This is a genomic window from Rhizobium sp. R634, from assembly GCF_002211305.1.
Classification (GTDB): Bacteria; Pseudomonadota; Alphaproteobacteria; order Rhizobiales; family Rhizobiaceae; genus Rhizobium.
Genome location: NZ_LOKW01000007.1, coordinates 112048 through 134673 on the forward strand (window position 1 = coordinate 112048; position 22626 = coordinate 134673).

At 64.3% G+C, this 22626-nt stretch carries 21 protein-coding genes; 16 read left to right on the top strand and 5 right to left on the bottom strand.

Going from position 1 to position 22626, the window contains the following annotated elements:
* Window positions 1-15: 15 nt before the first annotated feature.
* Window positions 16-906, bottom strand: a complete 891-nt coding sequence (gene mutM, locus ATY77_RS11345) for a bifunctional DNA-formamidopyrimidine glycosylase/DNA-(apurinic or apyrimidinic site) lyase (protein WP_088687381.1) — start codon at window positions 904-906, stop codon at window positions 16-18.
* A gap of 150 nt (window positions 907-1056) precedes the next feature.
* On the opposite strand from mutM, the gene ubiE reads away from it, so the two are divergent.
* From ubiE to ATY77_RS11390, 9 genes are all read left to right on the top strand, one after another.
* Window positions 1057-1833, top strand: coding sequence for a bifunctional demethylmenaquinone methyltransferase/2-methoxy-6-polyprenyl-1,4-benzoquinol methylase UbiE (gene ubiE / locus ATY77_RS11350; RefSeq protein ID WP_088676960.1), 777 nt, complete (start codon window positions 1057-1059; stop codon window positions 1831-1833).
* Between the two features lie 48 nt (window positions 1834-1881).
* Window positions 1882-3456 (top strand): 2-polyprenylphenol 6-hydroxylase, encoded by a 1575-nt coding sequence (ubiB, locus tag ATY77_RS11355; RefSeq protein ID WP_088676602.1) that lies wholly within the window; start codon window positions 1882-1884, stop codon window positions 3454-3456.
* Between the two features lie 90 nt (window positions 3457-3546).
* Window positions 3547-5133, top strand: coding sequence for an aromatic amino acid lyase (locus tag ATY77_RS11360; RefSeq protein WP_088687382.1), 1587 nt, complete (start codon window positions 3547-3549; stop codon window positions 5131-5133).
* 22 nt (window positions 5134-5155) lie between these two features.
* Complete coding sequence (locus ATY77_RS11365; protein ID WP_088687383.1) at window positions 5156-6535, top strand: amidohydrolase family protein; 1380 nt, start codon at window positions 5156-5158, stop codon at window positions 6533-6535.
* A complete protein-coding gene (locus ATY77_RS11370) occupies window positions 6532-7812 on the top strand; it encodes a Zn-dependent hydrolase (protein ID WP_088687384.1) in 1281 nt (426 codons plus the stop codon). Before ATY77_RS11365 ends, ATY77_RS11370 begins: the two co-directional genes overlap by 4 nt.
* On the top strand, window positions 7793-8890 hold the full coding sequence (locus ATY77_RS11375; protein ID WP_088687385.1) for a DUF917 domain-containing protein: 1098 nt from the start codon (window positions 7793-7795) through the stop codon (window positions 8888-8890). The genes ATY77_RS11370 and ATY77_RS11375 overlap by 20 nt, the downstream gene beginning before the upstream one ends.
* Window positions 8891-8893: 3 nt before the next feature.
* The gene (locus ATY77_RS11380; RefSeq protein WP_088687386.1) at window positions 8894-9223 is read left to right on the top strand and encodes a TfoX/Sxy family protein; all 330 of its coding nucleotides are present in this window, start codon (window positions 8894-8896) and stop codon (window positions 9221-9223) included.
* A gap of 56 nt (window positions 9224-9279) precedes the next feature.
* Window positions 9280-10941 carry a urocanate hydratase gene (locus tag ATY77_RS11385; protein WP_088687387.1) on the top strand — a complete coding sequence of 554 codons (1662 nt, stop codon included), beginning with the start codon at window positions 9280-9282 and terminating at the stop codon, window positions 10939-10941.
* 102 nt (window positions 10942-11043) lie between these two features.
* Entirely contained in the window at window positions 11044-11439 is a 396-nt protein-coding gene (locus ATY77_RS11390; RefSeq protein WP_088687388.1) for a hypothetical protein, read from the top strand.
* Window positions 11440-11495: 56 nt separating this feature from the next.
* Here ATY77_RS11390 and ATY77_RS11395 read toward each other — a convergent pair whose 3' ends face one another.
* On the bottom strand, window positions 11496-11882 hold the full coding sequence (locus tag ATY77_RS11395) for a VOC family protein (protein ID WP_088687389.1): 387 nt from the start codon (window positions 11880-11882) through the stop codon (window positions 11496-11498).
* Complete coding sequence (locus tag ATY77_RS11400; RefSeq protein ID WP_088687390.1) at window positions 11879-13129, bottom strand: MFS transporter; 1251 nt, start codon at window positions 13127-13129, stop codon at window positions 11879-11881. Before ATY77_RS11400 ends, ATY77_RS11395 begins: the two co-directional genes overlap by 4 nt.
* Window positions 13130-13219: 90 nt before the next feature.
* Between ATY77_RS11400 and ATY77_RS11405 the strand changes: the two genes are divergently transcribed.
* Window positions 13220-14113, top strand: coding sequence for a LysR family transcriptional regulator (locus ATY77_RS11405; RefSeq protein WP_088676592.1), 894 nt, complete (start codon window positions 13220-13222; stop codon window positions 14111-14113).
* On the opposite strand, the gene ATY77_RS11410 is transcribed toward ATY77_RS11405, so the two are convergent.
* Entirely contained in the window at window positions 14092-14997 is a 906-nt protein-coding gene (locus ATY77_RS11410; RefSeq protein ID WP_088687391.1) for a LysR family transcriptional regulator, read from the bottom strand. The genes ATY77_RS11405 and ATY77_RS11410 overlap by 22 nt on opposite strands.
* Before the next feature lie 126 nt (window positions 14998-15123).
* On the opposite strand from ATY77_RS11410, the gene ATY77_RS11415 reads away from it, so the two are divergent.
* Window positions 15124-15888, top strand: a complete 765-nt coding sequence (locus tag ATY77_RS11415) for an SDR family oxidoreductase (protein WP_088687392.1) — start codon at window positions 15124-15126, stop codon at window positions 15886-15888.
* Window positions 15889-16018: 130 nt separating this feature from the next.
* On the top strand, window positions 16019-17224 hold the full coding sequence (gene coaBC, locus ATY77_RS11420; RefSeq protein ID WP_088687393.1) for a bifunctional phosphopantothenoylcysteine decarboxylase/phosphopantothenate--cysteine ligase CoaBC: 1206 nt from the start codon (window positions 16019-16021) through the stop codon (window positions 17222-17224).
* A 31-nt stretch (window positions 17225-17255) separates the two neighbouring features.
* Here the strand turns inward: coaBC and ATY77_RS11425 are convergent, their stop codons facing one another.
* Window positions 17256-18068, bottom strand: a complete 813-nt coding sequence (locus ATY77_RS11425) for a class II glutamine amidotransferase (protein WP_088687394.1) — start codon at window positions 18066-18068, stop codon at window positions 17256-17258.
* Window positions 18069-18576: 508 nt separating this feature from the next.
* Between ATY77_RS11425 and ATY77_RS11430 the strand changes: the two genes are divergently transcribed.
* The 4 genes from ATY77_RS11430 to ATY77_RS11445 all read left to right on the top strand — a co-directional run bounded on the left by ATY77_RS11430 (window position 18577) and on the right by ATY77_RS11445 (window position 22591).
* On the top strand, window positions 18577-19254 hold the full coding sequence (locus ATY77_RS11430; protein ID WP_088687395.1) for a FadR/GntR family transcriptional regulator: 678 nt from the start codon (window positions 18577-18579) through the stop codon (window positions 19252-19254).
* Window positions 19251-20543 (top strand): MFS transporter, encoded by a 1293-nt coding sequence (locus ATY77_RS11435; RefSeq protein ID WP_088687396.1) that lies wholly within the window; start codon window positions 19251-19253, stop codon window positions 20541-20543. Before ATY77_RS11430 ends, ATY77_RS11435 begins: the two co-directional genes overlap by 4 nt.
* A 106-nt stretch (window positions 20544-20649) precedes the next feature.
* Window positions 20650-22179: a carboxypeptidase gene (locus ATY77_RS11440; protein ID WP_088687397.1), complete on the top strand. Its 1530-nt coding sequence runs from the start codon at window positions 20650-20652 to the stop codon at window positions 22177-22179.
* Between the two features lie 10 nt (window positions 22180-22189).
* A complete protein-coding gene (locus ATY77_RS11445) occupies window positions 22190-22591 on the top strand; it encodes a GFA family protein (RefSeq protein ID WP_088687398.1) in 402 nt (133 codons plus the stop codon).
* Window positions 22592-22626 lie beyond the last annotated feature (35 nt).

A 22626-nucleotide genomic window follows, 5' to 3' on the forward strand; every position in this document is an offset into this window, starting at 1 on the left:
TCTCCCGGTTCTGTTTTATTTCTGACAGGCGGCGCAATAGAAGGTCGAGCGACCCGCCTGCACGATACGGGCGACCGTACCGCCGCAGCCCGGCGTGCCGCAAGCCTGACCTTCGCGATCGTAAACTGAGAAGGAATGCTGGAAGTAGCCGAGCGATCCGTCGGTCTGAATATGGTCGCGCAGCGACGATCCCCCGGCGGCGATCGCATCGGCGATGACGTCGCGGATCGAGGCGACGAGGAGGGCGAGCTTTTCCTTCGGCTTGCCGCCTGCCGTCACCAGCGTGCCGGCGGCGCGGATCGGGGAGAGATGCGAACGCCACAGCGCTTCGCACACATATATATTGCCGAGCCCTGCGATGTTCTTCTGATCGAGGAGCGCGCTCTTCAGCGGCTGTGCCTTGTCGCGGAAACGTTCGGCGAGGTAGGCGGCGCCGAGTTCGTTGCCCGTCGGCTCCGGCCCGAGATCGCGGAAGAAGGGATGGGCGCCGAGATCGGCGCGTCCGACTATATCCATGAAGCCGAAACGGCGCGGATCGTTATAGACGACCCGGCGCGGTCCGCCTTGACCCTCCAGATGGAAGACGACGTGATCGTGCTTCTCGTCCTTGGAGCGGGCATGGTGGAATTCGCCCGGTGTCTCGGAAGCTGCCCCTTCTTCGACGCGGAATGAGCCGGACATGCCGAGATGGGAAATCAGCGTGTTGCCGTCGTCGAGATCGACCAGCAGATATTTGGCGCGGCGGCCGAGGCCGATAATGGTGCGGCCGGAAACCCGTTCCGCCAGAGCATCGGGAAAGGGAAAGCGCAGATCGCTGCGGCGCAGTTCCAGCCTTGCGACGCGAGCACCCTCCATCGCCGGCGTCAGGCCGCGTTTGACCGTTTCGACTTCTGGCAATTCCGGCATCTTAACCCATCTATATCTAACGTGTTTCAACCCAGCACGATGTGCGCTATAGCGCCTGGGTGCCGCCGAGAGCGCGGCCCAGTGATAACGTCGCTCGCGGTCTTTCGCCATGGCCGCCGCGTTCGAATCTTGAAGGAACGGAGCAGCCTGATGTCAGAAAGCCGCACTTCCGCCGATGGCGGCATGGAAACCTCCTACGGCTTCCGCGATGTGCCTGATGGCGAGAAGCAGGGCCTGGTCAACCAGGTGTTCCACAAGGTCGCCAAGCGCTACGACATCATGAACGACGTCATGTCCATGGGCATGCACCGGGCCTGGAAGGATGCGATGATCGCAGCCCTCAACCCGCGCAGGGAGCCGGGCTACAAGGTGCTCGACGTTGCCGGCGGCACGGGTGATATCGCCTTCCGCATCGTCGAGGCCTCGGGCCGGCAGGCGCATGCGACCGTGCTCGACATCAACGGCTCGATGCTCGGCGTCGGTGCCGAGCGGGCGGAAAAGAAGAAGCTTTCCAACAATCTCACCTTCGTCGAAGCCAATGCCGAGGAGCTGCCCTTCGAGGCGTCGAGCTTCGACGCCTATACGATCGCCTTCGGCATCCGCAACGTGCCGCGGATCGACGTGGCGCTGTCGGAGGCCTATCGCGTGCTGAAGCGCGGCGGACGGCTGCTGGTGCTGGAATTTTCCGAAGTCGAGATGCCGCTTCTCGATAAGATCTATGACGCCTGGTCGTTCAACGCCATTCCGCAATTCGGCAAGGCGATCACCGGCGATGCCGAACCCTACCAATATCTCGTGGAATCGATCCGCAAATTCCCCAACCAGGAGAATTTCGCGGCAATGATCCGCCAAGCCGGTTTTTCGCGTGTCACCTACACCAATTATACCGGCGGCATCGCCGCACTGCATTCCGGCTGGAAGCTCTGAGGGAATGAAGAAAAAAGAGACGAACCTCCGTCACCGGGGCATTCCAGCATGAGCACCTTCGGAGCCTATTTCCGCCTTTGGCGCGTCGGCTGGGTGCTTGTGCGCGAGGGCGTCGTTTCAGCGCTTCCTTCCGAAGGCTTGCCGCCGCCGGTCGCGCTCGCCAAATCCTGCGTCACGATTTTCGAGCGAAGCAAGGCAAGGCATCAGAAGCGCAGCGACCGGCTGGCGCAGGCCGTCGAGCGGCTCGGGCCCTCCTATGTGAAGATCGGCCAGTTCCTGGCGACGCGGCCTGACGTGGTCGGCGTCGAATTCGCCAACGACCTGTCGCAATTGCAGGACCGGATGGCCTTCTTCCCCCCGGCTGCCGCCAAGGCCAATATCGAGGCCTCGCTCGGGCGGCCGATCGACGAACTCTATGCGAGCTTCGGCGATCCGATCGCCGCCGCTTCGATCGCGCAGGTGCATCCGGCGGAAGTCGAAACGGCCGCGGGCCGCAAGAAGGTCGCCGTCAAGGTCGTGCGGCCCGGCGTGCGCCAGCGTTTTGCCCATGACATCGAGGCCATGTACCTCGTTGCCCATATGCAGGAGCGTTTCCTGCCTTTCAGCCGGCGACTGCGGCCGGTCGAGGTGACGAAGACACTGGAACAGACGACCAAAGTGGAGATGGATCTTCGCCTGGAGGCAGCCGCCCTTTCCGAGATCGCCGAGAATACCCAAGAGGATCCCGGCTTCCGCGTCCCGAAGGTCGACTGGGAGCGCACCGGGCGCGACGTTATCACCATGGAGTGGATCGACGGCACGAGAATGTCCGACGTCGAGGGCCTGCGCGCGGCCGGCCATGATCTCAACCTGCTCGCCGATACGCTGATCCAGTCGTTCCTGCGCCATACGCTGCGCGACGGCTTCTTCCATGCCGACATGCATCCGGGCAATCTCTTCGTCGATGCGGGCGGCATGATCGTCGCCGTCGACATGGGCATCGTCGGGCGGCTCGGCAAGAAGGAGCGGCGCTTCCTCGCCGAAATCCTTTATGGCTTCATCACCCGCGATTATGTCCGCGTGGCGGAGGTGCACTTCGAAGCGGGCTATGTGCCGGGTCACCACAATGTCGAGAGCTTCGCCCAGGCCATCCGGGCGATTGGCGAGCCGATCCATGGACAGCCGGCCGAGACCATCTCGATGGGCAAGCTGCTGACCCTGCTGTTCGAAGTAACCGAACTCTTCGACATGGCGACGCGGCCGGAACTCGTCATGCTGCAGAAGACCATGGTCGTGGTCGAGGGCGTTTCACGCATGCTCAACCCGCGCTTCAACATGTGGAAGGCCTCCGAGCCTGTGGTCGGCGATTGGATCCGCACCAATCTCGGGCCGAAGCGGATCGTCACCGATCTCAAGGACGGCCTGAAGGCGGCGGTGAAACTCGCCGAAGCCGTGCCCGAAATCGCAGCGAAAACCGAAAAATTCCACCACGAACTGCTGCATATGAGCGAGCACGGCCTGCGTTTCGACGCGCAGACGGCGGAGGCAATCGGCAAGGCCGAGGCGCGTCACAATCGCTCGGCCAAGATCGCTCTCTGGGTCATCGCATTGACGCTTCTCTATATTGCCTGGATGCTGAGCTGACAGCCTGCCGGAAGCATGCTGTGTTCGGCATTTGGGATATCCCATGTGACGGAAGGCTCGCTTAGTCTCTGAAGTTAGGAGATACGGCATATGAAGCACGAACGCCTTGGCATCGAACTTTCCGGACGGCCGCTCGGTTTTGCCGAGATGGTGACGATTGGGGCGGGCAAGGCGGCGATTTCGGCTTCGCCGACCGGCATGGCCCGCATCGCCATCGCCCGGGAGATCGTCGAGGATGCGATTGCTTCAGGCATGCCGGTCTACGGCTCGACGACAGGTGTCGGCGCCATGAAGGATGTGGAGTGGTCGGCCGACGAACTCGACACCTTCAATCTCGGCCTGGTGCGCGCCCATCATTTCGGCACCGGCACGCCCTTTTCCTGCAATGTCGTGCGCAATGCCATGGCGATCCGCGTCAATACGGCGCTGACCGGCCAGGTCGGCTGCACGCCGGAGCTGATTCAGGCCTATATCACGATGCTGAAAGCCGATCTCATTCCGGTCGTGCGCCGAACCGGCTCGATCGGATGCGCCGATATCGGCCTGATGGGACAGATTGGCGCGGTGCTGACCGGCGTCGGCGAAGCGGTCTATCGCGGCCAGCGGATGCAGGCGGCCGACGCCTTCCGGGCGGCGGGGCTGCAACCGGTGCGGATGGCCCCGCGCGATAGCCTCGCTTCGCTCAGCGTCAATGCGGTGAGCTTTGCCGCGGCGGCGGAAACGACGCGCAATGCAGCGGCCTCGATCCGGGTCCTGCTGGCAACGGCGATGATGGCGGCCGGCGCGCTCGGCGCCTCCCGCGATCCCTGGAAGGCGGTCCGCCATGTCGGCACGGCGCGTGAGGCGCTGATCGGCGCCTGGCTCTGCAATGCGTCGGAAGACTGGAACTGGCCGGTCGCGACACATGTGCAGGATCCGCTCAGCCTGCGCATGATCGCCCAGGTGTTCGGCGCGGTGATCGAGAACCTGCTGTCGACCGGCCACAAGATCCTTGCCGCCACCGGCCGCTCTGACGACAATCCCGTCGTGGTGGAAGGCCGGGTGATGACATCAGGCGGATCGCTGCCGCTCGATGTGACGATCCTCTTAGAATCGGCGGCGCTCTGCATGGCGCATGCGGCGCGCAACGCCTTCAACCGCTGCGTCATTCTCGGCAACGGCCAGCGGCGCGACCTGCCGGTCAATCTGGTGCCGCCGGGACGGATTGCTACCGGTTTCGGGCCGATCATCAAGCTTGCCGGCGAGATCTTCTCGCGCGTATTGTCGATGTCCAGCCCGGTTTCGGCGCAGTCGCTGGTGGTTGCGGCCGGCCTGGAGGATGAAGCCGCCTTCCTGCCGCTCGTCATCGAGCGCTTCGAGCGGCAGATGCAGGCGCTGAAGCGTCTGGCGGCTCTCGAAGCCTTGCTCTCCGCCCAGGCGATCGACATTCTGGGCGATGAGCCCAGGGGTGTTGCCGCGATGCTCTATGAGGTCGTGCGCAAACATGCAGATTTCTATGTCGTCGACCGGCCGCTTTCGGCGGAGGTGGAGGCGATCGAAGAGGAACTCGGCTCGGACGCCTTCCTCTCGAAACTGACGGAGCAGGTTCCGATCGCGTCCTTCGACGATTTCTTCGCGCTTAGCTCGCCCGAATATATCGAGGAGCGGCTCGCCCGGCATGGGCCGGCAGCAGTCTGACTTCAGTCTAGGAGGAAGCGGCATGGACTTCGATCTCGTTCTGCAGGGCACGGTGGTACTGCCGGACCGCATCCTCGAAGAGGGCTATGTCGCCGCCCGCGACGGCAAGATCGCCGAGGTCGGCCTCGGCACCCCGCCTGCGGCGCGCGAGCGGCACCTGCTCGGCAAAGCGCTGATCCTGCCCGGCGCCATCGACGCACAAGTGCATTCGCTTTCCCAGAAAGACCAGGAGGATTTCATCTGGTCGACGCGGTCGGCGGCGGCCGGCGGCGTAACAACGATCGTCGACATGCCCTATGACGAGGGCAATCTCGTCTGCTCGGCCGCGGCGCTAAAGCGGAAGATCGAGCATGCCGGCCCGCAGGCGCGCGTCGACTTCGCCCTTTACGGCACCATCGATCCCGAGGAAGGACCGGCGCGAATCCGCGAGATGGTGGAGGCAGGCGTCGCGGCCTTCAAATTCTCGACCTTCGGCACCGATCCCAAGCGTTTTCCGCGCATTCCGCCGGCCCTGCTCGACGCCTGCTTCGCGGCGATCGCGCCCACCGGGCTGACGGCGGGCGTGCACAATGAAGACGACGAGGCGGTGCGCAGCTATATGGAGCAGGTCAAGGCGAGCGGCATCACCGACTGGCGGGCGCACGGCCTCTCACGGCCTGCGATCACCGAGCTCCTGGCGATGCACACAATCTTTGAGACCGGCGCCAATACCGGCTGCCCCGCACATGTGGTGCACTGCTCGCTCGGGCGCGGCTACGATATCGCCCGCGCCTATCGCCGTGACGGTTTTGCGGCGACGGTCGAATGCTGCATCCATTACCTCACCCTCGACGAGGAAAACGACGTGAAGCGCCTCGGCGGCAAGGCGAAGATCAATCCGCCGATCCGCCCGCGCGCCGAGGTGGAGAGGCTCTGGCGCAAGGTGGCCGACGGCGATGTCTGGCTGGTCTCGACCGATCACGTCAGCTGGTCGGAAAACCGGAAGAACAATCCTGACATGCTCGCCAATGCGTCCGGCGTGCCGGGCCTCGAAGTGATGGTGCCGCTTTTCGTGAAAGGCGCCGTCGAACGCGGCATTCCGCTGACTTGGGCTGCCAGGCTGATGGCGGAAAATCCGGCCACGCATTTCCGGCTCGACCATATCAAGGGGGCGCTGACGCCGGGCAAAGATGCCGATATCGCCGTGCTGGAGCCGCGGGAAAGCGTCTATGATGCGTCGGCGAGTGGCAACAATGTCGTCGGCTGGAGCCCCTATCACGGCATCCGCCTGCCGTGGACCGTCTCGGCCACCTATCTGCGCGGCGAAAAGATCGCCGAGGGCGGCAAGGTGCTGGCCGAGCCCGGCAGCGGCCAGTTCCTGCGGCCGCCGGCGCGCCAAGTTATCACGGGGGCAGGTTTATGACCCGCAATCTGCCCGTCAACGCTGCCCGGATCGCTGAGGATATCGACGCGCTGGCCGCCATCACCGAGCCCGGGCATCCCTGGACGCGGCGGGCCTTTTCGTCGCTCTTTCTCGAAGGCCGGGCCTATATCGAAGCGCGGATGAAAGCGGCGGGGTTGGAAACCCGGATCGATGCCGCCGGCAATCTGATCGGCCGGCGCACGGGTCGCAAACCCTGGCTCGGCACGATCATGGTCGGCTCGCATTCCGACACAGTGCCGGATGGCGGCCGCTTCGACGGCATCGCTGGAGTGATCTCGGCGCTCGAGGTCGCCCGCGCGCTGCGCGACCAGACGATCGAGCTCGACCACGATCTGGAGATCGTCGATTTCCTTGCCGAAGAAGTCAGCATCTTCGGCGTCTCCTGCATCGGCAGCCGCGGCATGACCGGGCAATTGCCGGAGGGCTGGCTTTCGCGCGTCAGCGGCGGCCTCGACCTTGCCGAGGGCATCGCTCAGGTGGGCGGCAGCCCCGATGTGCTCATACAGCAGAAGAGGCCCGATATAGCGGGCTTTCTCGAGCTTCATATCGAGCAGGGGCCGGTATTGGAGGCCGAAAGGCAGGATATCGGGATCGTCACCGCGATCGCGGGCATCACCCGTATCGAGATCACCGTCGCGGGGCGGGCCGATCATGCCGGCACGACGCCGATGGACCGGCGAGCAGATGCGCTGGTAGCGGCATCGCAGCTGGTGCTCGATATCCGCAACGCCGCCGCCGAGCTGGCCAAGACGCCGGGGCATTTTGCGGCGACGGTCGGCGAGTTCAGGATCGAGCCGAACGCGGCGAACGTCGTGCCCTCGAAGGTCGTGCTGCTGATCGACGGGCGCGCCGAGATTCGCGCCGACATGGAGGCCTTCTGCCGCTGGCTCGACGGCCATGTCGAAAAGCTCGCCACCGCCTACGGCGTGACGATCGAGACGCCGAACCGGGTGTCCGACAACATGCCGACACCTGGAGATGCCGGCCTGCTTTCGACGCTGGAAACTGCCTGCGAACGCGTCGGCGCGAAACATCGGCGCATAGCTTCGGGCGCCGGACACGATACGGCCTGGATCGCCAAGGTGGCACCGGCCGCGATGATCTTCGTGCCATGCCGGGAGGGCCGCAGCCACTCCGCCGACGAATGGGCCGATAATGACGATATCGCGCTCGGCGCCGCCGTGCTCTTCGAAGCGGTGCGGGAGATGGATAGGGATTTGAAGCGGGAGAAGGCCAATGGGACGCATACTGGTTGAGAAGGACGTGGAAGCCGCCGTGAAGGGCGGCTCCGTCTATGCTGCCGGCGGCGGCGGCTGGACCGATCACGGACGCATGCTCGGGCTTGCAGCCGTCAATGTCGGGAAACCGGAACTGGTCTCGATCGAGGAACTGAATGACGAGGACTGGGTTGCCACGGCAGCTGCGATCGGGGCGCCCGCCTCCACGACGCCCTGGGAAATGCAAGGCATCGACTATGTGAAGGCCGTGCAGCTCTTGCAGGAAGCGCTCGGTGAAAAGCTTTCCGGGCTGATCATCGGCCAGAACGGCAAATCCTCGACGCTGAACGGCTGGCTGCCCTCGGCGATCCTCGGCACCAAGGTGGTCGATGCCGTCGGCGATATCCGCGCGCATCCCACCGGCGACATGGGTTCGATCGGCATGGCCGGTTCGCCCGAGCCGATGATCCAGACCGCGGTCGGCGGCAACAGGGCCGAGAATCGTTATATCGAGCTGGTGGTAAAGGGGGCGACGGCGAAGATCTCGCCGGTGCTGCGTGCCGCCGCCGATCAATCCGGCGGCTTCATCGCCAGCTGCCGCAATCCGCTCAGAGCCTCCTATGTGCGCAACCATGCGGCGCTCGGCGGCATTTCGATGGCGCTTGCGCTCGGAGAGGCGATCATCGCGGCGGAAAAGCGCGGCGGGGCCGCGGTCATGGACGCGATCTGCAAAACGACGGGCGGGCATATCCTCGCCGAGGGCGTCATCTCCCGAAAAGACGTCGTCTACACCAAGGAAGCCTTCGACATCGGCACGGTCATTGTCGGTTCGGGCGCAAAATCGGTGACGCTGCATGTCATGAACGAATATATGGCCGTCGACGATGCCGATGGCAGGCGTCTTGCCACCTTCCCCGCCGTGATCACCACACTGTCGCCGGAAGGCGAACCGCTCAGCGTCGGCCAGCTCAGGGAAGGCATGCAGGTTTTCATCCTGCATGTGCCGAAGGATATCATTCCGCTGTCTGCAAGCGTGCTCGATCCGACCGTCTATCCCGTCGTCGAAAAGGCGATGGGGATCGAGATCGCCCGCTATGCATTGGAAACGAAGGCCTGAGCCATGGCGCGCGATCCCGGTCTCGAAGAACTGCTGCGCGAGGAACTCGGCGACCGCCCGGGCCTTGGCGAGAAATCCATGTTCGGCGGCCGGGCCTTCATGCTGAACGGCAATCTTCTCTGCGGCGCGCGCAGCGACGGTATGCTGATCCGCCTCGGCAGGGGCAATGACGGCTGGGCGCTGGCGCTGCCGGGGGTGATCCAGATGCTGTCGGGCGAGCGGGCGATGCACGGCTGGGTGCGGGCCACAGCGGATGTATACGGTGACGATGTGCTGAGACGGCGTTTGCTGGACGGCGCGCTCGCCTATGCGGAATCGCTGCCGGGCAAATGATCCCTCTTCGCCCCAGCGGGGAGAAGGGAAAAGTAGAGACCAAGCGAGGAACAACCATGCCGAAGGCCAATCCGCGTCATCCGAAATTCCCCATCCCCGGCGGGCCGGAGCTGCGGGCCAAGGGCTGGCGGCAGGAAGCGCTGCTGCGGCTTCTGGAAAACGTGCTCTCGGTCGGCGAAGACCCCGACAATCTCGTGGTCTATGCCGCGCTCGGCAAGGCGGCGCGCAACTGGGCGGCACATAAGGGTATCGTCAAGGCGCTGACCGAGATGGAGGAGGACCAGACGCTGCTGATCCAGTCCGGCAAGCCGGTCGGGCTCGTTCGGACGCATGCGAAAGCGCCGCTGGTCATCATGGCGAACTGCAATATCGTCGGGCAATGGGCGAAGGCCGAGGTGTTCTACGAGCTGCAGCGCAAGGGACTGATCTGCTGGGGCGGACTGACGGCCGGCGCCTGGCAATATATCGGCAGCCAGGGCGTCATCCAGGGAACCTACGAGATCTTCATGCGCATCGCCGAACGGCGTTTCGGCGGCGATCTCGCCGGTCGCTTCGTGCTGACGGCCGGCCTCGGCGGCATGGGCGGCGCGCAGCCGCTCGCCGGCCGCATGGCAGGAGCTGCGATCCTCTGCGTCGACATCGATCCGGAGCGGGCCCGCAAGCGCCAGCAGATCGGCTATCTCCAGGAGATCGCCCCCGATCTCGACAGCGCCCTTCAGATGATCGACGCGGCGGTGAAGGAGAAGCGGGCGCTTTCCGTCGGGCTCGTCGGCAATGCGGCGGAAGTCTATCCCGAAATCGCCCGGCGCGGCGTCGTGCCCGATATCGTCACCGACCAGACCTCTGCGCACGACCTCGTCTACGGCTATGTGCCAAAGGGTATGAGCCTCGATCAGGTGAGGGGACTGCGTGACGACGGCCAGGGGCAGTTGATGGCGGCAAGCCGCGCCTCGATCGTCGATCATGTGACGGCGATGCTGGAATTCCAGAAACGCGGCTCCGAGGTCTTCGACAACGGCAACCTCATCCGCACCCAGGCGCGCGAGGGCGGCGTCGCCAACGCCTTCGACATCCCGATCTTCACCGAAGCCTATCTCCGGCCGCTCTTTGCCCGGGCGATCGGCCCCTTCCGCTGGATGGCTCTGTCGGGCGAGGAGAGCGATATCGCCCGCATCGACGACCTGCTGCTTGAAATGTTCCCCGACAACAAGATCATCACCAACTGGATCCGGCTGGCGCGCGAGCACATTCCCTTCGAAGGCCTGCCGGCCCGCATCGCCTGGCTCGGCCATGGCGAACGCACCGCGCTTGCCCTTCGCGTCAATGCGCTGGTGGCAAGCGGCGAGCTGAAAGGTCCCGTCGCCTTTTCCCGCGACCATCTCGACGCCGGCGCCATGGCGCATCCCAATATTATGACCGAGCGGATGAAAGACGGCTCTGACGCGATCGCCGATTGGCCGCTGATCGACGCGATGATGCTCTGCTCGTCGATGGCCGATCTCGTCGTCGTCCATTCCGGCGGCGGCGGCTATGCCGGTTACATGACGAGCTGCGGCGTCACCGTCGTCGCCGACGGCACCGATGCCGCCGACGAGCGGCTCGACCACGCGCTGACCAACGACACCGCCCTCGGCGTCATGCGATACGCCGATGCGGGTTACGAGGAGGCGCTGGACGAGGTGACGAAGAAGGACGTGCCCTATATCCGGCCTGGTTGAACAATCCTGGATTTGCCGATCGCCGTCCTTCCATCAGAAACAGCGAGAGCGCAGAAGCGCTTGAGAAATCTTTCAAAGGCATAGGTCGCGGAGAATTTTGTCGTGGGTGAAGAAGTTTCAGACCGAATTGTTGAACAGCGTTGGCGAAACCGAATCATCGAAGCCATCGAAATTCTCTCGCGCGGCAATGAGGGACTCATTGAAGTGAACTACAATGAGTTCTTCGAGGGTTTTTACGACTGCTGGCATCACGGGCGATTGGTCGTGCGGCCAAATAGCGCGATCACAGAAGAGGAGGAGCGAGCTGTCGATGCACTTGGGCGGGTGCTGGAAGGCATTAGTGATGAGACGCGTCACTTCCAAAGTGAAGCTGAATATATTCAGTCAGGGTGCGCTGAGCGGATCAGGCCCGTAGCACAGGACGCATTGAAGGTTTTTCTCTCACGTGGCCGATTTTCCGAGAATTACGAAGAACTCTCTCCTACCAGCGGCAAATGAGGCCTTAGACAGCGATAGCGCCAGCTTGCACCGTGGGCGGCTCGACGGTGAGCGTATCAGCTGGCCAGATTGGAAACCTCGATAAGATTATCATCGGGATCCCTGAAATAGACAGAGTACAGGCGGCCGGTCGCGCCGGTGCGTTCGACCGGACCTTCTTCGATCACAATGCCCGATGCCTGCAGATGTGCGATGACGTCGGCAAGCGGCGTCTCGGCGATGAAGCAGAGATCGCCGGAGCCGGGGACGGGATGTTTCGCCTTGGGCTCGAATTCATGGCCGGCCTGATGCAGGTTGATCTTCTGGCGGCCGAAATTCAGCGCCTTTCGGCCCTCCGCGAAGGTTTCGACCGACATGCCGAGGATGCGGAAATAGAAATCGCAGGTGGCTGCGACATCGGCGACGGTTAGCACGAGATGATCGAGACGGTCGATGCGGATCATATCTTTCTCCTCGTGAAATGCTGGGCGGCACAGGCGCAGATAAAGGCGAGCGCCAGCATGGCAAGCGTGAAGGCAACGACGGCTGCCCAGCCTTCGACGGCGAAGAACCAGCCGCCGGCCGAGCCCATGAGGCTGGAGCCGACATAATAGGCGAGCATATAGAGCGAGGAGGCGTGGCCCTTGGTGCCGCGCGCCAGCTTGCCGACCAGGCCGCTGGCGATGGAATGGCTCATGAAGAAGCCGGTCGTCAGCACTATTATGCCGAGGATGATGGACGGCAGCGGCGCGAAGAGCGTCAGCGCGCTGCCGGCAGCCGTCAGCGCGAGGCCGAAGAGGAGGACGCGGAAGTGGCCGATCCGGTCTCCGATGAGGCCTCCGATCGAGGAAGCGCCGATGCCGAAGAGATAGACGGTGAAGATCAGGCCGAGTTCGGTCTGGTTGAGGCCGTAAGGCGGCGCCACGAGGCGGAAACCGGCATAATTGTAGATGGTCACGAAGGAGCCCATCGCCAGGAAGGCGATGGCGAAGAGGAAGGGCAGCGCCGGATTGCCGACATGGCCGAGCCAGGCCTTCACATGGTAACGCGGATCGAAACCGGGCCGGCGGGCGAAATTCCTTGACGGCGGCAGAAGGGCGATGAAGCCGATGGCGGCGGCAAGGCCGATGGCGCCGATCAGGAAGAGCGCCGGCCGCCAGCCGAGATATTCGGCGAAGATGCCTGTGAGAACCCGGCCGGACATGCCGCCGAAGGCCGTGCCGCCGACATAAAGGCCCATGGTGGCGCCGAGGCCGCGCGGATCGATCTCCTCGGCAAGATAGGCCATGGCCACAGCAGGCACGCCGCCGAGGACGAGGCCCTGCAGGGCGCGAATGACGAGCAGCAGGTGCCAGTTCGGCGCAAAAGCAGTGGCAATCGTCAGCACGGCCGCGCCGACCAGCGATATCGACATCAGGCCGCGGCGGCCGAGCCCTTCCGAGACGGCGGCGGCGCAAATGATGGCGAGCGCAAGAAAGCCGGTGGAGAGCGAGAGCGACAGCGAGCTTTCGGCCGGGCTGACGGAAAATTCCTGCGCGAAGATCGGCAGCAGCGGCTGCACGCAATAGAGCAGCGAGAAGGTGGAAAAGCCGGAGAGGAAGAGCGCCAGGCTGGCGCGGCGATAGGCGCCGGTGCCGCGCGAGAGGTAGTGCTTTTGCCCCGATATCGCGGCTTGCTCGGAGGCTTTCACTGCATGCACTGACATCGGCATAACGTCATCCTTCCACTGCCGATCTAGTCAACACCGCTCCATTTGTCCAATATATGAAACCGACGATTTCAATAGGTTTTGGAGATGGCGATGGAGCTGCGGCACCTCAGATATTTCCTGGCGGTGGCGGAGGAAGGCAATTTCACCCGCGCAGCCGGCAAGCTTGGCATCGGACAGCCGCCGCTCAGCCAGCAGATCCGCGACCTCGAGACGGAGGTGGGTGCGGCGCTCTTTCACCGCGTGCCGCACGGGGCCGAACTGACGGCGGCGGGTGCTGCGTTCCTCGGCGAGGCAAGGGCCGCGGTGGCGGCAGCGGAGAAGGCGAAGCTTGCCGCGCAGAGAGCCAATCGCGGCGAAACCGGACGCCTGTCGCTCGGCTTCACCGCCTCTTCGGCCTTCAATCCAGTGGTCAGCACGACGATCCGCCGCTTTCGCGCCCATTGGCCGGAGGTGCGGCTGGCGCTGACCGAGATGAATACGCTGGCGCTCATGCAGAAGCTGGAAGCGGGCGAACTCGATGCCGCCTTCATGCGCCCGAGCCTTGATGATCCCGCCGGCATCCGGCTGCGGCGACTGCCGGATGAGCCCATGGTGATCGCGCTGCCCGCCAACCATCCCTTGGCACGGCGCAGCAAGCTACCGCTTGCGGCGCTGGCCGGCGAACCCTTCATCCTCTTTCCCCGGCTGGTGGGTTTGAGCCTCTACGACGATGTCGTGCTGGCCTGCCGCAAGGCAGGGTTCGAGCTGGCCGTAGCGCAGGAGGCGCCGCAAATTTCTTCCGTCGTCAATCTGGTAGCGGCCGATCTCGGCGTCTCGATCGTGCCGGCCTCGATTTCACAGATCAAGCTCGAAGGTGTGGTCTACAGGCCAATCGAAGGGCCGCCGGCCGTGGCGCGTCTGGCGCTGGCGATCCTGAAAACACATCACTCGCCCGTCACTGAGAACCTGATGAGCCTGCTGAGCTATCCTGCCGGATCCCAATAGGGCGGGTCGCCGAAGCTCTTCTTCAGATGATCGGCGATGGCGCGCAGCTTGGCCGAGGGATTTCGGCCCTCGGGATGGGCCATGTAGATAAACTCGGCTTCAGGCCTGCGGCCAACATCGATTTCGGCAAGCCGGCCTTCACGGATGGCCGGACCGGCGATGAAGGCGGGCAGCAGCGCGATGCCGAGGCCGGCAATGGCGGCGTCGCGAAGCATGTCGCCATTGTTGATTCCGAGCGCCAGTTTCGCGCGGACGAGGACCGCGCCCTCCGGGGTCTCGAAGCGCCAGTCGGCAACGCCGCGATTGGTGTAGAAGATGCCGCGATGGCTGTTGAGATCGGTCAGCGACGCCGGCACTCCCTCCCGCGCGAGATAGTCCGGTGAGGCGCAAAGAAGACGGCGGCTCGGCGCAAGCTTCCATGCGACCAGCCGACTGTCGGCGATCGGGCCATGGCGAATGATGGCGTCGTAACCATCGGAAGCGGCATCGACGCGGCGATCGTCGATATCGAGGGTCAATTCGATCTCGCGATGTTCGGCGAGAAAGGGATAGAGCGCCGGACCGAGATGCATGCGGCCGAAGGTGACGGGGGCGGCAATGCGGATCGAGCCGGACAATGTTCCGCGCCGCTCCGCCATAGCGGCTGCGGCGTCCTCGATCTCGCGCACGATACGCGTTGCGCGCTCCAGGAAAGCCGTCCCATCCTCCGTCAAAGTAAGCTTGCGGGTCGTGCGGTGCAGCAGCATGCCCCCGAGTGACTTCTCCAGCTCCGCCAGCCTTTCGCTGACGACGGATTTGGAGAGGCGCAGGCGCCGGGCGGCCTCGCTAACCGAGCCGGCCTCGACCACGGCGACGAAAGCGGCAATGCCCTCGATTCTGATCATTGTTCGGTCTTTCCGAATTCGAATTCCCCGATCTGGAGGCTAATCCGAACGAGAAGAAAATGCCATCTTCCATTCAACGGAATGGGACGGCAGGGGCCGCCCCGCTTCAACCCAGGAGATGGAACCATGAACCGCTTGAAGAACAAGGTCGCAATCGTCACCGGCGCAAGCTCCGGAATCGGGCGCGTCACGGCAAAGCTCTTTGCTGCCGAAGGCGCAAAGGTCGTCGTCGGCGCCCGCCGCCAGACCGAACTCGACAGTCTTGTCGCGGAGATTAAGGCGGAGGGCGGCGACGCCGTCGCCGTTGCCGGCGACGTTCGGTCGGAAGACTATCACAAGGCGCTGGTCGCGGCCGCCGTGACGAACTACGGCAAGCTCGACATCGCCTTCAACAATGCCGGGATCATCGGCGAAGCCGGTCCGAGCACCGGCGTCTCCGAAGCAGGCTTCAGCGAGGCGCTGACCGTCAATCTCACCGCCTCCTTCCTCGCCGCCAAACACCAGATCGGCGCGATGGCGGAAAATGGCGGCGGCTCGGTGATCTTCACCTCGACCTTCGTCGGCTACAGCTTCGCCTTTCCCGGCGTTGCCGCCTATGCCGCGAGCAAATCCGGCCTGATCGGCTTGACGCAGGCGCTCGCCGCTGAATTCGGGCCGCAGGGCGTACGCGTCAACGCCGTGCTGCCGGGCGCCGTCGATACGGACATGTATCGGGACATGAACGATACGGCCGACAAACAGGCTGCCGTCACCAATATGCATGCGCTGAAGCGTGTCGCGGCACCTGAGGAAGTCGCCCGCTCGGTTCTCTACCTCGCCTCCGACGATGCAAGCTTCGTCACCGGCACGGCCTCGCTTGTTGACGGCGGCATTTCGATCACGCGCAGCTGAGACGGTGGTAAGCCGGCCGGGTTGGTGATCCCTCCAACCCGGCCGCGACGCCTGGTATCCGCGCGATTGCATGTTCTGCGCCAAAGGCTTAGGGTCGGGGGCAGGTCAAAAAGGCGACGGGTAGAAAGCCATGGCTCTCAGCGGCAAACGCATCCTCCTCATCATCTCGGGCGGCATCGCGGCTTATAAGAGCCTGGATCTGATCCGCCGGCTGCGCGAGCGCGGCGCCAGCGTGCGGCCCGTCATGACCAAAGGAGCGCAGGAATTCGTCACGCCGCTTGCCGTCGGCGCACTCGCGGCGGATCATGTCTTTGTCGATCTGTTTTCGCGCCAGGACGAACAGGATGTGGGCCACATCAGGCTGGCGCGCGATTGCGATCTGGTTCTCGTTGCTCCCGTCACTGCCGACCTGATGGCGAAGATGGCGAACGGCTTTGCCGACGATCTCGCCTCGACCGTGCTGCTGGCGACAGAGAGGCCGGTGCTTGCCGCACCGGCGATGAACCCCAGCATGTGGGCGCATGCGGCGACCCGGCGCAACGCGGCCACGCTACAGCGAGACGGCGTCCGCTTCGTCGGGCCGATGGCCGGCGAGATGGCCGAAAGCCGGGAGGCGGGCATCGGCCGGATGGCGGAGCCGCTGGAAATCGTCGCCGCAGCCGAAGCGCTGCTGGACGATGGAGAAAAGCCGCTGAAGGGGCGCAAGGCGATCGTCACGTCAGGACCGACGCATGAGCCGATCGATCCGGTGCGCTACATCGCCAACCGTTCTTCCGGCCGGCAGGGGCATGCGATCGCCACGGCACTGGCAAAACGCGGGGCCGAGGTGACGCTGGTCTCGGGGCCGGTGACGATCCCCGATCCCGCCGGTGTCCGCGTCATCCATGTCGAGCGGGCCGAGGAAATGCGCGATGCCGTGCTTGCTGCATTGCCGGCGGATATCGCCGTGATGGTCGCGGCGGTGGCGGACTGGCGCGTGGCCTCGGCCGCCGATCAGAAACTCAAGAAACATCCCGGCGAATCCATTCCGACGCTGGCGCTCACCGAGAACCCCGACATCCTGAAGACCGTCGGGCATCACACGATGCGGCCGAATCTGGTGATCGGCTTTGCCGCCGAGACACAGGACGTCGAAAGCAATGCCAGGGCGAAACTCGAAAGAAAGGGCGCCGACATGATCGTCGCCAACGATGTCTCCCCCGCGACCGGAATCATGGGCGGCAACCGCAACAGCGTCAAACTGATCCGCCATGACGGCGTCGAGCAATGGCCTGATCTCGCCAAGGAAGATGTTGCCGAAAGGCTGGCGGCGCTGATTGCTGAGCGGCTCCGCTAGTCGCGAGCGGCTCAGCTGACAGCCGGGCGGCTCAAGCCGATACGGCCACACGCTGTGGCTTTGGCACGCCGCGCTTCGCCGGCCGGAAGTCGACAACCTCGATGCCGTGCTCGCCGACGATGACGGCGCTGCCGTCAGGAATTTCGGCCCAGGCATCGACATCGTCATTTAACGGTTCGGACACGAGGCAGTGGCCTGCGCCGACGGGAGAAGCGTAGAGCGTCGGCGCCTTGCGATCTGTGGCATAGCGGATCGCATACAGCATCTTCCCATCGGAAAAGGCGGCGGTGAAGCGCAGGAGGATGGAGCCGAGACTGCTTTCGGCTAGGTCCTCGACGAAGCCGACCATATCGGCCATCGCAGCGATCGGCGCCTCGCGCAGGCCGAACTGCAGCGCCAGCAGGAACATCAGCTCGGAATCGGTGGTGCCGCCGCGGGCATTGAACAGCTCGTCATCGAGCATCGCCTCCATCGGCCGGCGCAGACGCTCGAAGCCGGATATCTGGCCATTGTGCATGAAGGACCAGGTATCATGGGTGAAGGGATGGCAGTTGTCGCGCCGCGTGCCGCCGCCGGTGGCGGCGCGGACATGGGCGAGGAAGAGCGGCGAGCGGATCTGCCGCGCCAGGCTCTTCAGATTGCAATCCGACCATGCCGGCAGGATGTCGCGGTAGCGGCCCGGCTCGGGCCTGTCGCCATACCAGGCAATGCCGAAACCATCGCCGTTCGTCGCCGTCTTGGCGCGGGTGGCGCAATGGGACTGCTCGATCAGCGAATGGGCAGGCGAGGACACCAGCTCCTCGAGATAGAGGGGTTCTCCGCGATAGGCTGCCCAGCGACACATGGCTTTCTTGCTCCGGAACCCGCCGCCGCACCGGCGGGAATGCTGAAATTGTCGAACGCTGCGGCTAATAACAGCTTAACGCGGGGGCGATTTGCAAGCCGATCATGACTGTTTCGTGACCGGGCAACGGTTCAAATTCCGCAAAACACTGTCTTCTCTCGTGAACGTCTCGCAGGTATCGAGGCGGCGCATCTGTGGATTTCTACTTGCATCTGAAAAGAATCAGCCTACCTTTGGTCTATCAGCAACAGAACGAAAGGAAGGTGATCCAATGTCTAATGAGATTTCGGACCTCGTAACGGGCATGGAAGAGGTGATGAAAGCGAGGCAGCCCTCGCTCTAATACCCGCCTTCCTGGGGCTGCATCGACAGTCCAGGCCAGTATGAGGCCAAACTCATGGAAAGGGTCGCCGAGGCGGCCCTTTTTTATTGCCTGCTCTTCATCCTGTTGACGGAAGATCGAAATCTGTCTACTCATAAAGTCATCAGATGACTTTATGAGTAGAAGATGCAGGCGCTCAGCAAGACCAACCTCGCCGACGAGGCGATCGAGGCGATCCGCAGCGACATTCTCGGCAAGCGCTGGGCGGTCGGCGACAAGCTGCCGAACGAGGCCTCGCTGTCCGCCATGCTTTCCGTCAGCCGCGGTACGGTGCGCGAGGCGGTGCGGGTGCTCGTCTCCCAGGGTTATCTCGAAACCCGGCAGGGTTCGGGAACCTATGTGCGCTCGACCAGCGATGCCGGCCGGCCGCTGACGATGGCGCGCCGCGCCAGCCTGCGCGACCAGTTCGAAGCGCGCCTGGCGCTCGATGTCGAGGCAGCCCGGCTGGCAGCGGCGCGCAAGACGCCGGAGACGGTGGCCGGGCTCCGTGGGCTGCTTGACGAACGCGGCAGCTATGCCGGCGGCGGCGAGGCCGCCTTCATCCAGCGCGACCTCGCCTTCCACAAAGCGGTCATCGCCGCCTCCGGCAACCGCGCGATGATCGAGATCTATGATTTCTTCTCGGCTTCGATCGCCGACACCATCGCGGCGACGCTCGGCAAGGATATTCCCGAGCCCGACATGCAGGCGCATGCCCGTATTGTCGACGCGATCGAAACCGGCGATCCCGACAAGGCGGACTGGGCAGTGCGCCGCTTCATGGCGCCGGTTCTTGCCGCACTCGACCGGATGATCCTGTCATGAACACACCGTCCAACCAAGCCATAGACACACTCGACCCTGCCGACGACCTGCTGATCGATGCCGAGGCCGGCAGCCTTCCGCCGCCGCGGGCGACACCGGTGCGGGGCGCTGCGGATCGCTTTCTGCTCGGCGCCAGCCTCGTGCTGATCGCCTTCAACCTGCGTCCGGTCTTCTCCAGCGCCTCCGCACTCCTGCCTGAGATCCGCGCCGAACTCGGTCTCACCGGGCTTGGCGCCAGCCTGCTGACGACGCTGCCGGTCGTCTGTCTCGGCGCCTTTTCGCCGCTGGCGCCGCGCCTTGCCCAGCGCATCGGTTCCGAACGCACGCTGCTCGGCGTCATCCTGCTTCTCGCCCTCGGCACGGCTTTGCGCGGGCTTTCGTCCGTGCCGCTGCTCTTCATCGGCACCGCTCTGGCGGGCGCCTGCATCGCCATCGGCAACGTGCTCCTGCCGGGGCTGGTGAAGCGGGATTTCCCCGCACAAGCCGCGCTGATGACCGGCTTTTATACGATGGCACTCTGCGCGGGCGCCGCAAGCGCGGCCGGCCTGACGCTGCCGATCGAGCACGTGCTCGGCGGCTCGCTGGAGGGCGCGCTCGCCGCCTGGGCGCTGCCGGCGCTCGTCGTCGGCCTGATCTGGCTGCCGCAGGTCCTTCGCAGCGGCGGCCAGCCGAGGCGAAACGGCTTTCGCGTCGAAGGTCTCTGGCGGGACCGGCTCGCCTGGCAGGTCACTCTGTTCATGGGGCTGCAATCGGCGCTCGCCTATTGCGTCTTCGGCTGGCTGGTGCCGATCTTGCGCGAACGCGGGATCGACGGCGTCACCGCCGGGGCGATCGTTTCCATGTCGGTGATGGTTCAGGCGGCGTCCTGCCTTATCGTGCCGCATATCGCCGTGCGCGGCAAAGACCAGCGGCTGATTAATGCGGGCCTCTGCGGCGTCGCCGTCACCGCCCTGCTCGGCCTGCTCTTCGCGCCGCTTTCGACCGTCTGGCTATGGGCGGTGCTGCAGGGCATCGGCCAGGGCGGGCTGATCGCGGCAGCGATGACGACGATCGTACTGCGCTCGCGCGATCCCGATGTCGCCGCCCATCTCTCCGGCATGGCCCAATGCGTCGGCTACCTGCTTGCGGCCATCGGTCCGCTGGTCGTCGGCCTCGTCCGCGGCTGGACCGGAAGCTTTTCCTGGTGCGCTCTTCTTTTCGTCGCGCTCGGGCTCGGCGCGGCAATCAATGGCTGGAAGGCCGGCCGGGCGTTGGAAGTGAATGTGCATGCGGTTGAGAATGCACCCTGAGCCGCTCGCTCGCTTCCGCAGTCACTCGCCCATCACCTTCTCTTGATGCCGGTCGCCGGCCGCGGGTGCTACGCTATCTCCGCCTGGATTTCCCGGAGGACAAGTCGTGCGCATACGAACCCTGTTTCTGCTCACCGTGCTTTTGACGTCGCTGCCCCCTGCTTTTTCTTCGGCACAGGAAGGCGGCGAACGCCAAGCGAATGTCGAGCGCGGCGCGCGCGACGGCGTGCTGAAGCTGCTGCCGGCCAATTCCGTCACGGAGCATACGCTGACGATCGGTGCGCGGACGATCGCCTATACCGCGACCGCCGGTACGCTCGATCTCTTCGGCCAGGACGGCGCCCAGACCGGCGCGATCTTCTATACCGCCTATGTCGCGAAGGACGGTGGGCGGGATCGGCCGCTGACCTTTGCCTTCAATGGCGGGCCGGGGGCGGCCTCCGCCTTCCTGCATCTCGGACTGGTCGGACCGAAAGTGCTCGATTTCGGGCCGCAGGGCCGCGACGGCGCCAATGCCAAGCTCGTCGACAACGCGCAAAGCTGGCTCGATTTCACCGATCTCGTGCTCATCGATCCAATCGGCACCGGCTGGAGCCGGACGGTGAAGGCCGACGATGCCTCCAATTATTACAGCGTCAATGCCGACGCCCAGAGCATTGCCAAGGCGATCGCGCTCTATATCGCCCACAACAACCGCTCCAATTCGCCGAAATATCTTCTCGGTGAAAGTTATGGCGGCTTCCGTGCAGCCAAGGTCGCCTCGGCGCTGCAGGAAAGCCAGGGCATCATCATCGCCGGCGCGGTGATGCTTTCGCCCTTGCTCGAAGGCCAGCTGATGTTCAATGCCGATCAGTTCGCGCTCGGCGCCGCACTGGAGTTGCCATCGCTGGCTGCGGCCAAACTCGATCGAGAGAACGCCTTCGCCGAAGAGAAGCAGCGCGAGGCCGAGACCTTCGCGCTTGGCGACTACCTGACGACACTGGCCGGCCCGCCGCCGACAGGCGCTGACGCTGACACCTTCTACGGCAGGGTCTCGCGATTGACCGGCATTCCTCAGGACATCGTCACCCGCAACCGAGGCTTCCTCGGCAATTCCTTCGTCAAGCACTCGGATGCGGGAAGCGGCGAGGTGATGAGCTCATACGACGCCTCCTTCGCAGCCCCCGACCCCTATCCGGAATCGGACTACGACCGCGGGGACGACGCCATTCTCGACGGCTTTACCCGGGCCTATGGCGGCGCTTTCGCCGACTATGCCCGCAGCGAACTCGGCTTCAAGACCGAAATGACCTATTCGCTGCTCGACGGCGATATCAGCCGGCGCTGGGAATGGGGCGGCGGGCGCGGCGGATCGCGCTTCCAGGCAAGCGCTACCGACGACGTCAGGCAACTGCTCGCCTCGAATACGGCCTTCCATCTCCTGATCGCGCATGGCTACAGCGATGTGGTGACGCCTTACAGCGTCAGCCGCTATGTCGTCGATCATCTGCCGCCGTCGCTCGCCGGCGGCCGCGTCGGGCTGAAACTCTATCGCGGCGGCCACATGTTCTACACCAGAGCCGATCAACGGGCCGCCTTCACGGCGGATGCGAAAGCCTTCTACGCCGCGCGTCCGCTCGCTCAGCCGGCGGATTGAGGAACTGCCGATGCATATATCAGGAGGATGCCACTGCGGGGCAATCCGCTATCTGGCAGAGATCGATCCAGAGCGGGTCTCGATCTGCCACTGCACGGATTGCCAGCGGCTGACCGGCTCGGCCTATCGCGTCACGGCGCCGGCGCGGCCGGGAAGTTTCAGCCTGATATCGGGCGAGCCGAAAGGCTACGCCAAATATGGCGACAGCGGCGGCCTCAGCCGGCAATTCTTCTGCCCGAATTGCGGATCGCCCCTCTACCGCACGGATGACGACGGCGGCGCGGTCGGCATCCGCCTCGGCGGCATCGATCAGCGGCGGGAGCTGGCGCCCAGAAAACAGATCTGGTGCCGCTCAGCCTTGCCTTGGGTGGAGACTATCGAGCCGCTGCCACGGTTCGATGGCGAGGATTGATCCGAGACATCAGGCTGCAATCGAGGAGAGCGACT

Excerpts from the sequence above, each read along its gene's own strand:
- ATY77_RS11435 (WP_088687396.1), top strand. The coding sequence starts at position 19,251 with ATGAACACACCGTCCAACCAAGCCATAGACACACTCGACCCTGCCGAC.
- ubiB (WP_088676602.1), top strand. The coding sequence starts at position 1,882 with ATGAGCACCTTCGGAGCCTATTTCCGCCTTTGGCGCGTCGGCTGGGTG.
- ATY77_RS11405 (WP_088676592.1), top strand. The coding sequence starts at position 13,220 with ATGGAGCTGCGGCACCTCAGATATTTCCTGGCGGTGGCGGAGGAAGGC.
- ATY77_RS11365 (WP_088687383.1), top strand. The coding sequence starts at position 5,156 with ATGGACTTCGATCTCGTTCTGCAGGGCACGGTGGTACTGCCGGACCGC.
- ATY77_RS11410 (WP_088687391.1), bottom strand. The coding sequence starts at position 14,997 with ATGATCAGAATCGAGGGCATTGCCGCTTTCGTCGCCGTGGTCGAGGCC.
- ATY77_RS11415 (WP_088687392.1), top strand. The coding sequence starts at position 15,124 with ATGAACCGCTTGAAGAACAAGGTCGCAATCGTCACCGGCGCAAGCTCC.
- ATY77_RS11400 (WP_088687390.1), bottom strand. The coding sequence starts at position 13,129 with ATGCCGATGTCAGTGCATGCAGTGAAAGCCTCCGAGCAAGCCGCGATA.
- ATY77_RS11425 (WP_088687394.1), bottom strand. The coding sequence starts at position 18,068 with ATGTGTCGCTGGGCAGCCTATCGCGGAGAACCCCTCTATCTCGAGGAG.
- ATY77_RS11430 (WP_088687395.1), top strand. The coding sequence starts at position 18,577 with ATGCAGGCGCTCAGCAAGACCAACCTCGCCGACGAGGCGATCGAGGCG.
- ATY77_RS11370 (WP_088687384.1), top strand. The coding sequence starts at position 6,532 with ATGACCCGCAATCTGCCCGTCAACGCTGCCCGGATCGCTGAGGATATC.
- ATY77_RS11445 (WP_088687398.1), top strand. The coding sequence starts at position 22,190 with ATGCATATATCAGGAGGATGCCACTGCGGGGCAATCCGCTATCTGGCA.
- ATY77_RS11385 (WP_088687387.1), top strand. The coding sequence starts at position 9,280 with ATGCCGAAGGCCAATCCGCGTCATCCGAAATTCCCCATCCCCGGCGGG.
- coaBC (WP_088687393.1), top strand. The coding sequence starts at position 16,019 with ATGGCTCTCAGCGGCAAACGCATCCTCCTCATCATCTCGGGCGGCATC.
- ATY77_RS11395 (WP_088687389.1), bottom strand. The coding sequence starts at position 11,882 with ATGATCCGCATCGACCGTCTCGATCATCTCGTGCTAACCGTCGCCGAT.
- mutM (WP_088687381.1), bottom strand. The coding sequence starts at position 906 with ATGCCGGAATTGCCAGAAGTCGAAACGGTCAAACGCGGCCTGACGCCG.
- ATY77_RS11375 (WP_088687385.1), top strand. The coding sequence starts at position 7,793 with ATGGGACGCATACTGGTTGAGAAGGACGTGGAAGCCGCCGTGAAGGGC.
- ubiE (WP_088676960.1), top strand. The coding sequence starts at position 1,057 with ATGTCAGAAAGCCGCACTTCCGCCGATGGCGGCATGGAAACCTCCTAC.
- ATY77_RS11380 (WP_088687386.1), top strand. The coding sequence starts at position 8,894 with ATGGCGCGCGATCCCGGTCTCGAAGAACTGCTGCGCGAGGAACTCGGC.
- ATY77_RS11360 (WP_088687382.1), top strand. The coding sequence starts at position 3,547 with ATGAAGCACGAACGCCTTGGCATCGAACTTTCCGGACGGCCGCTCGGT.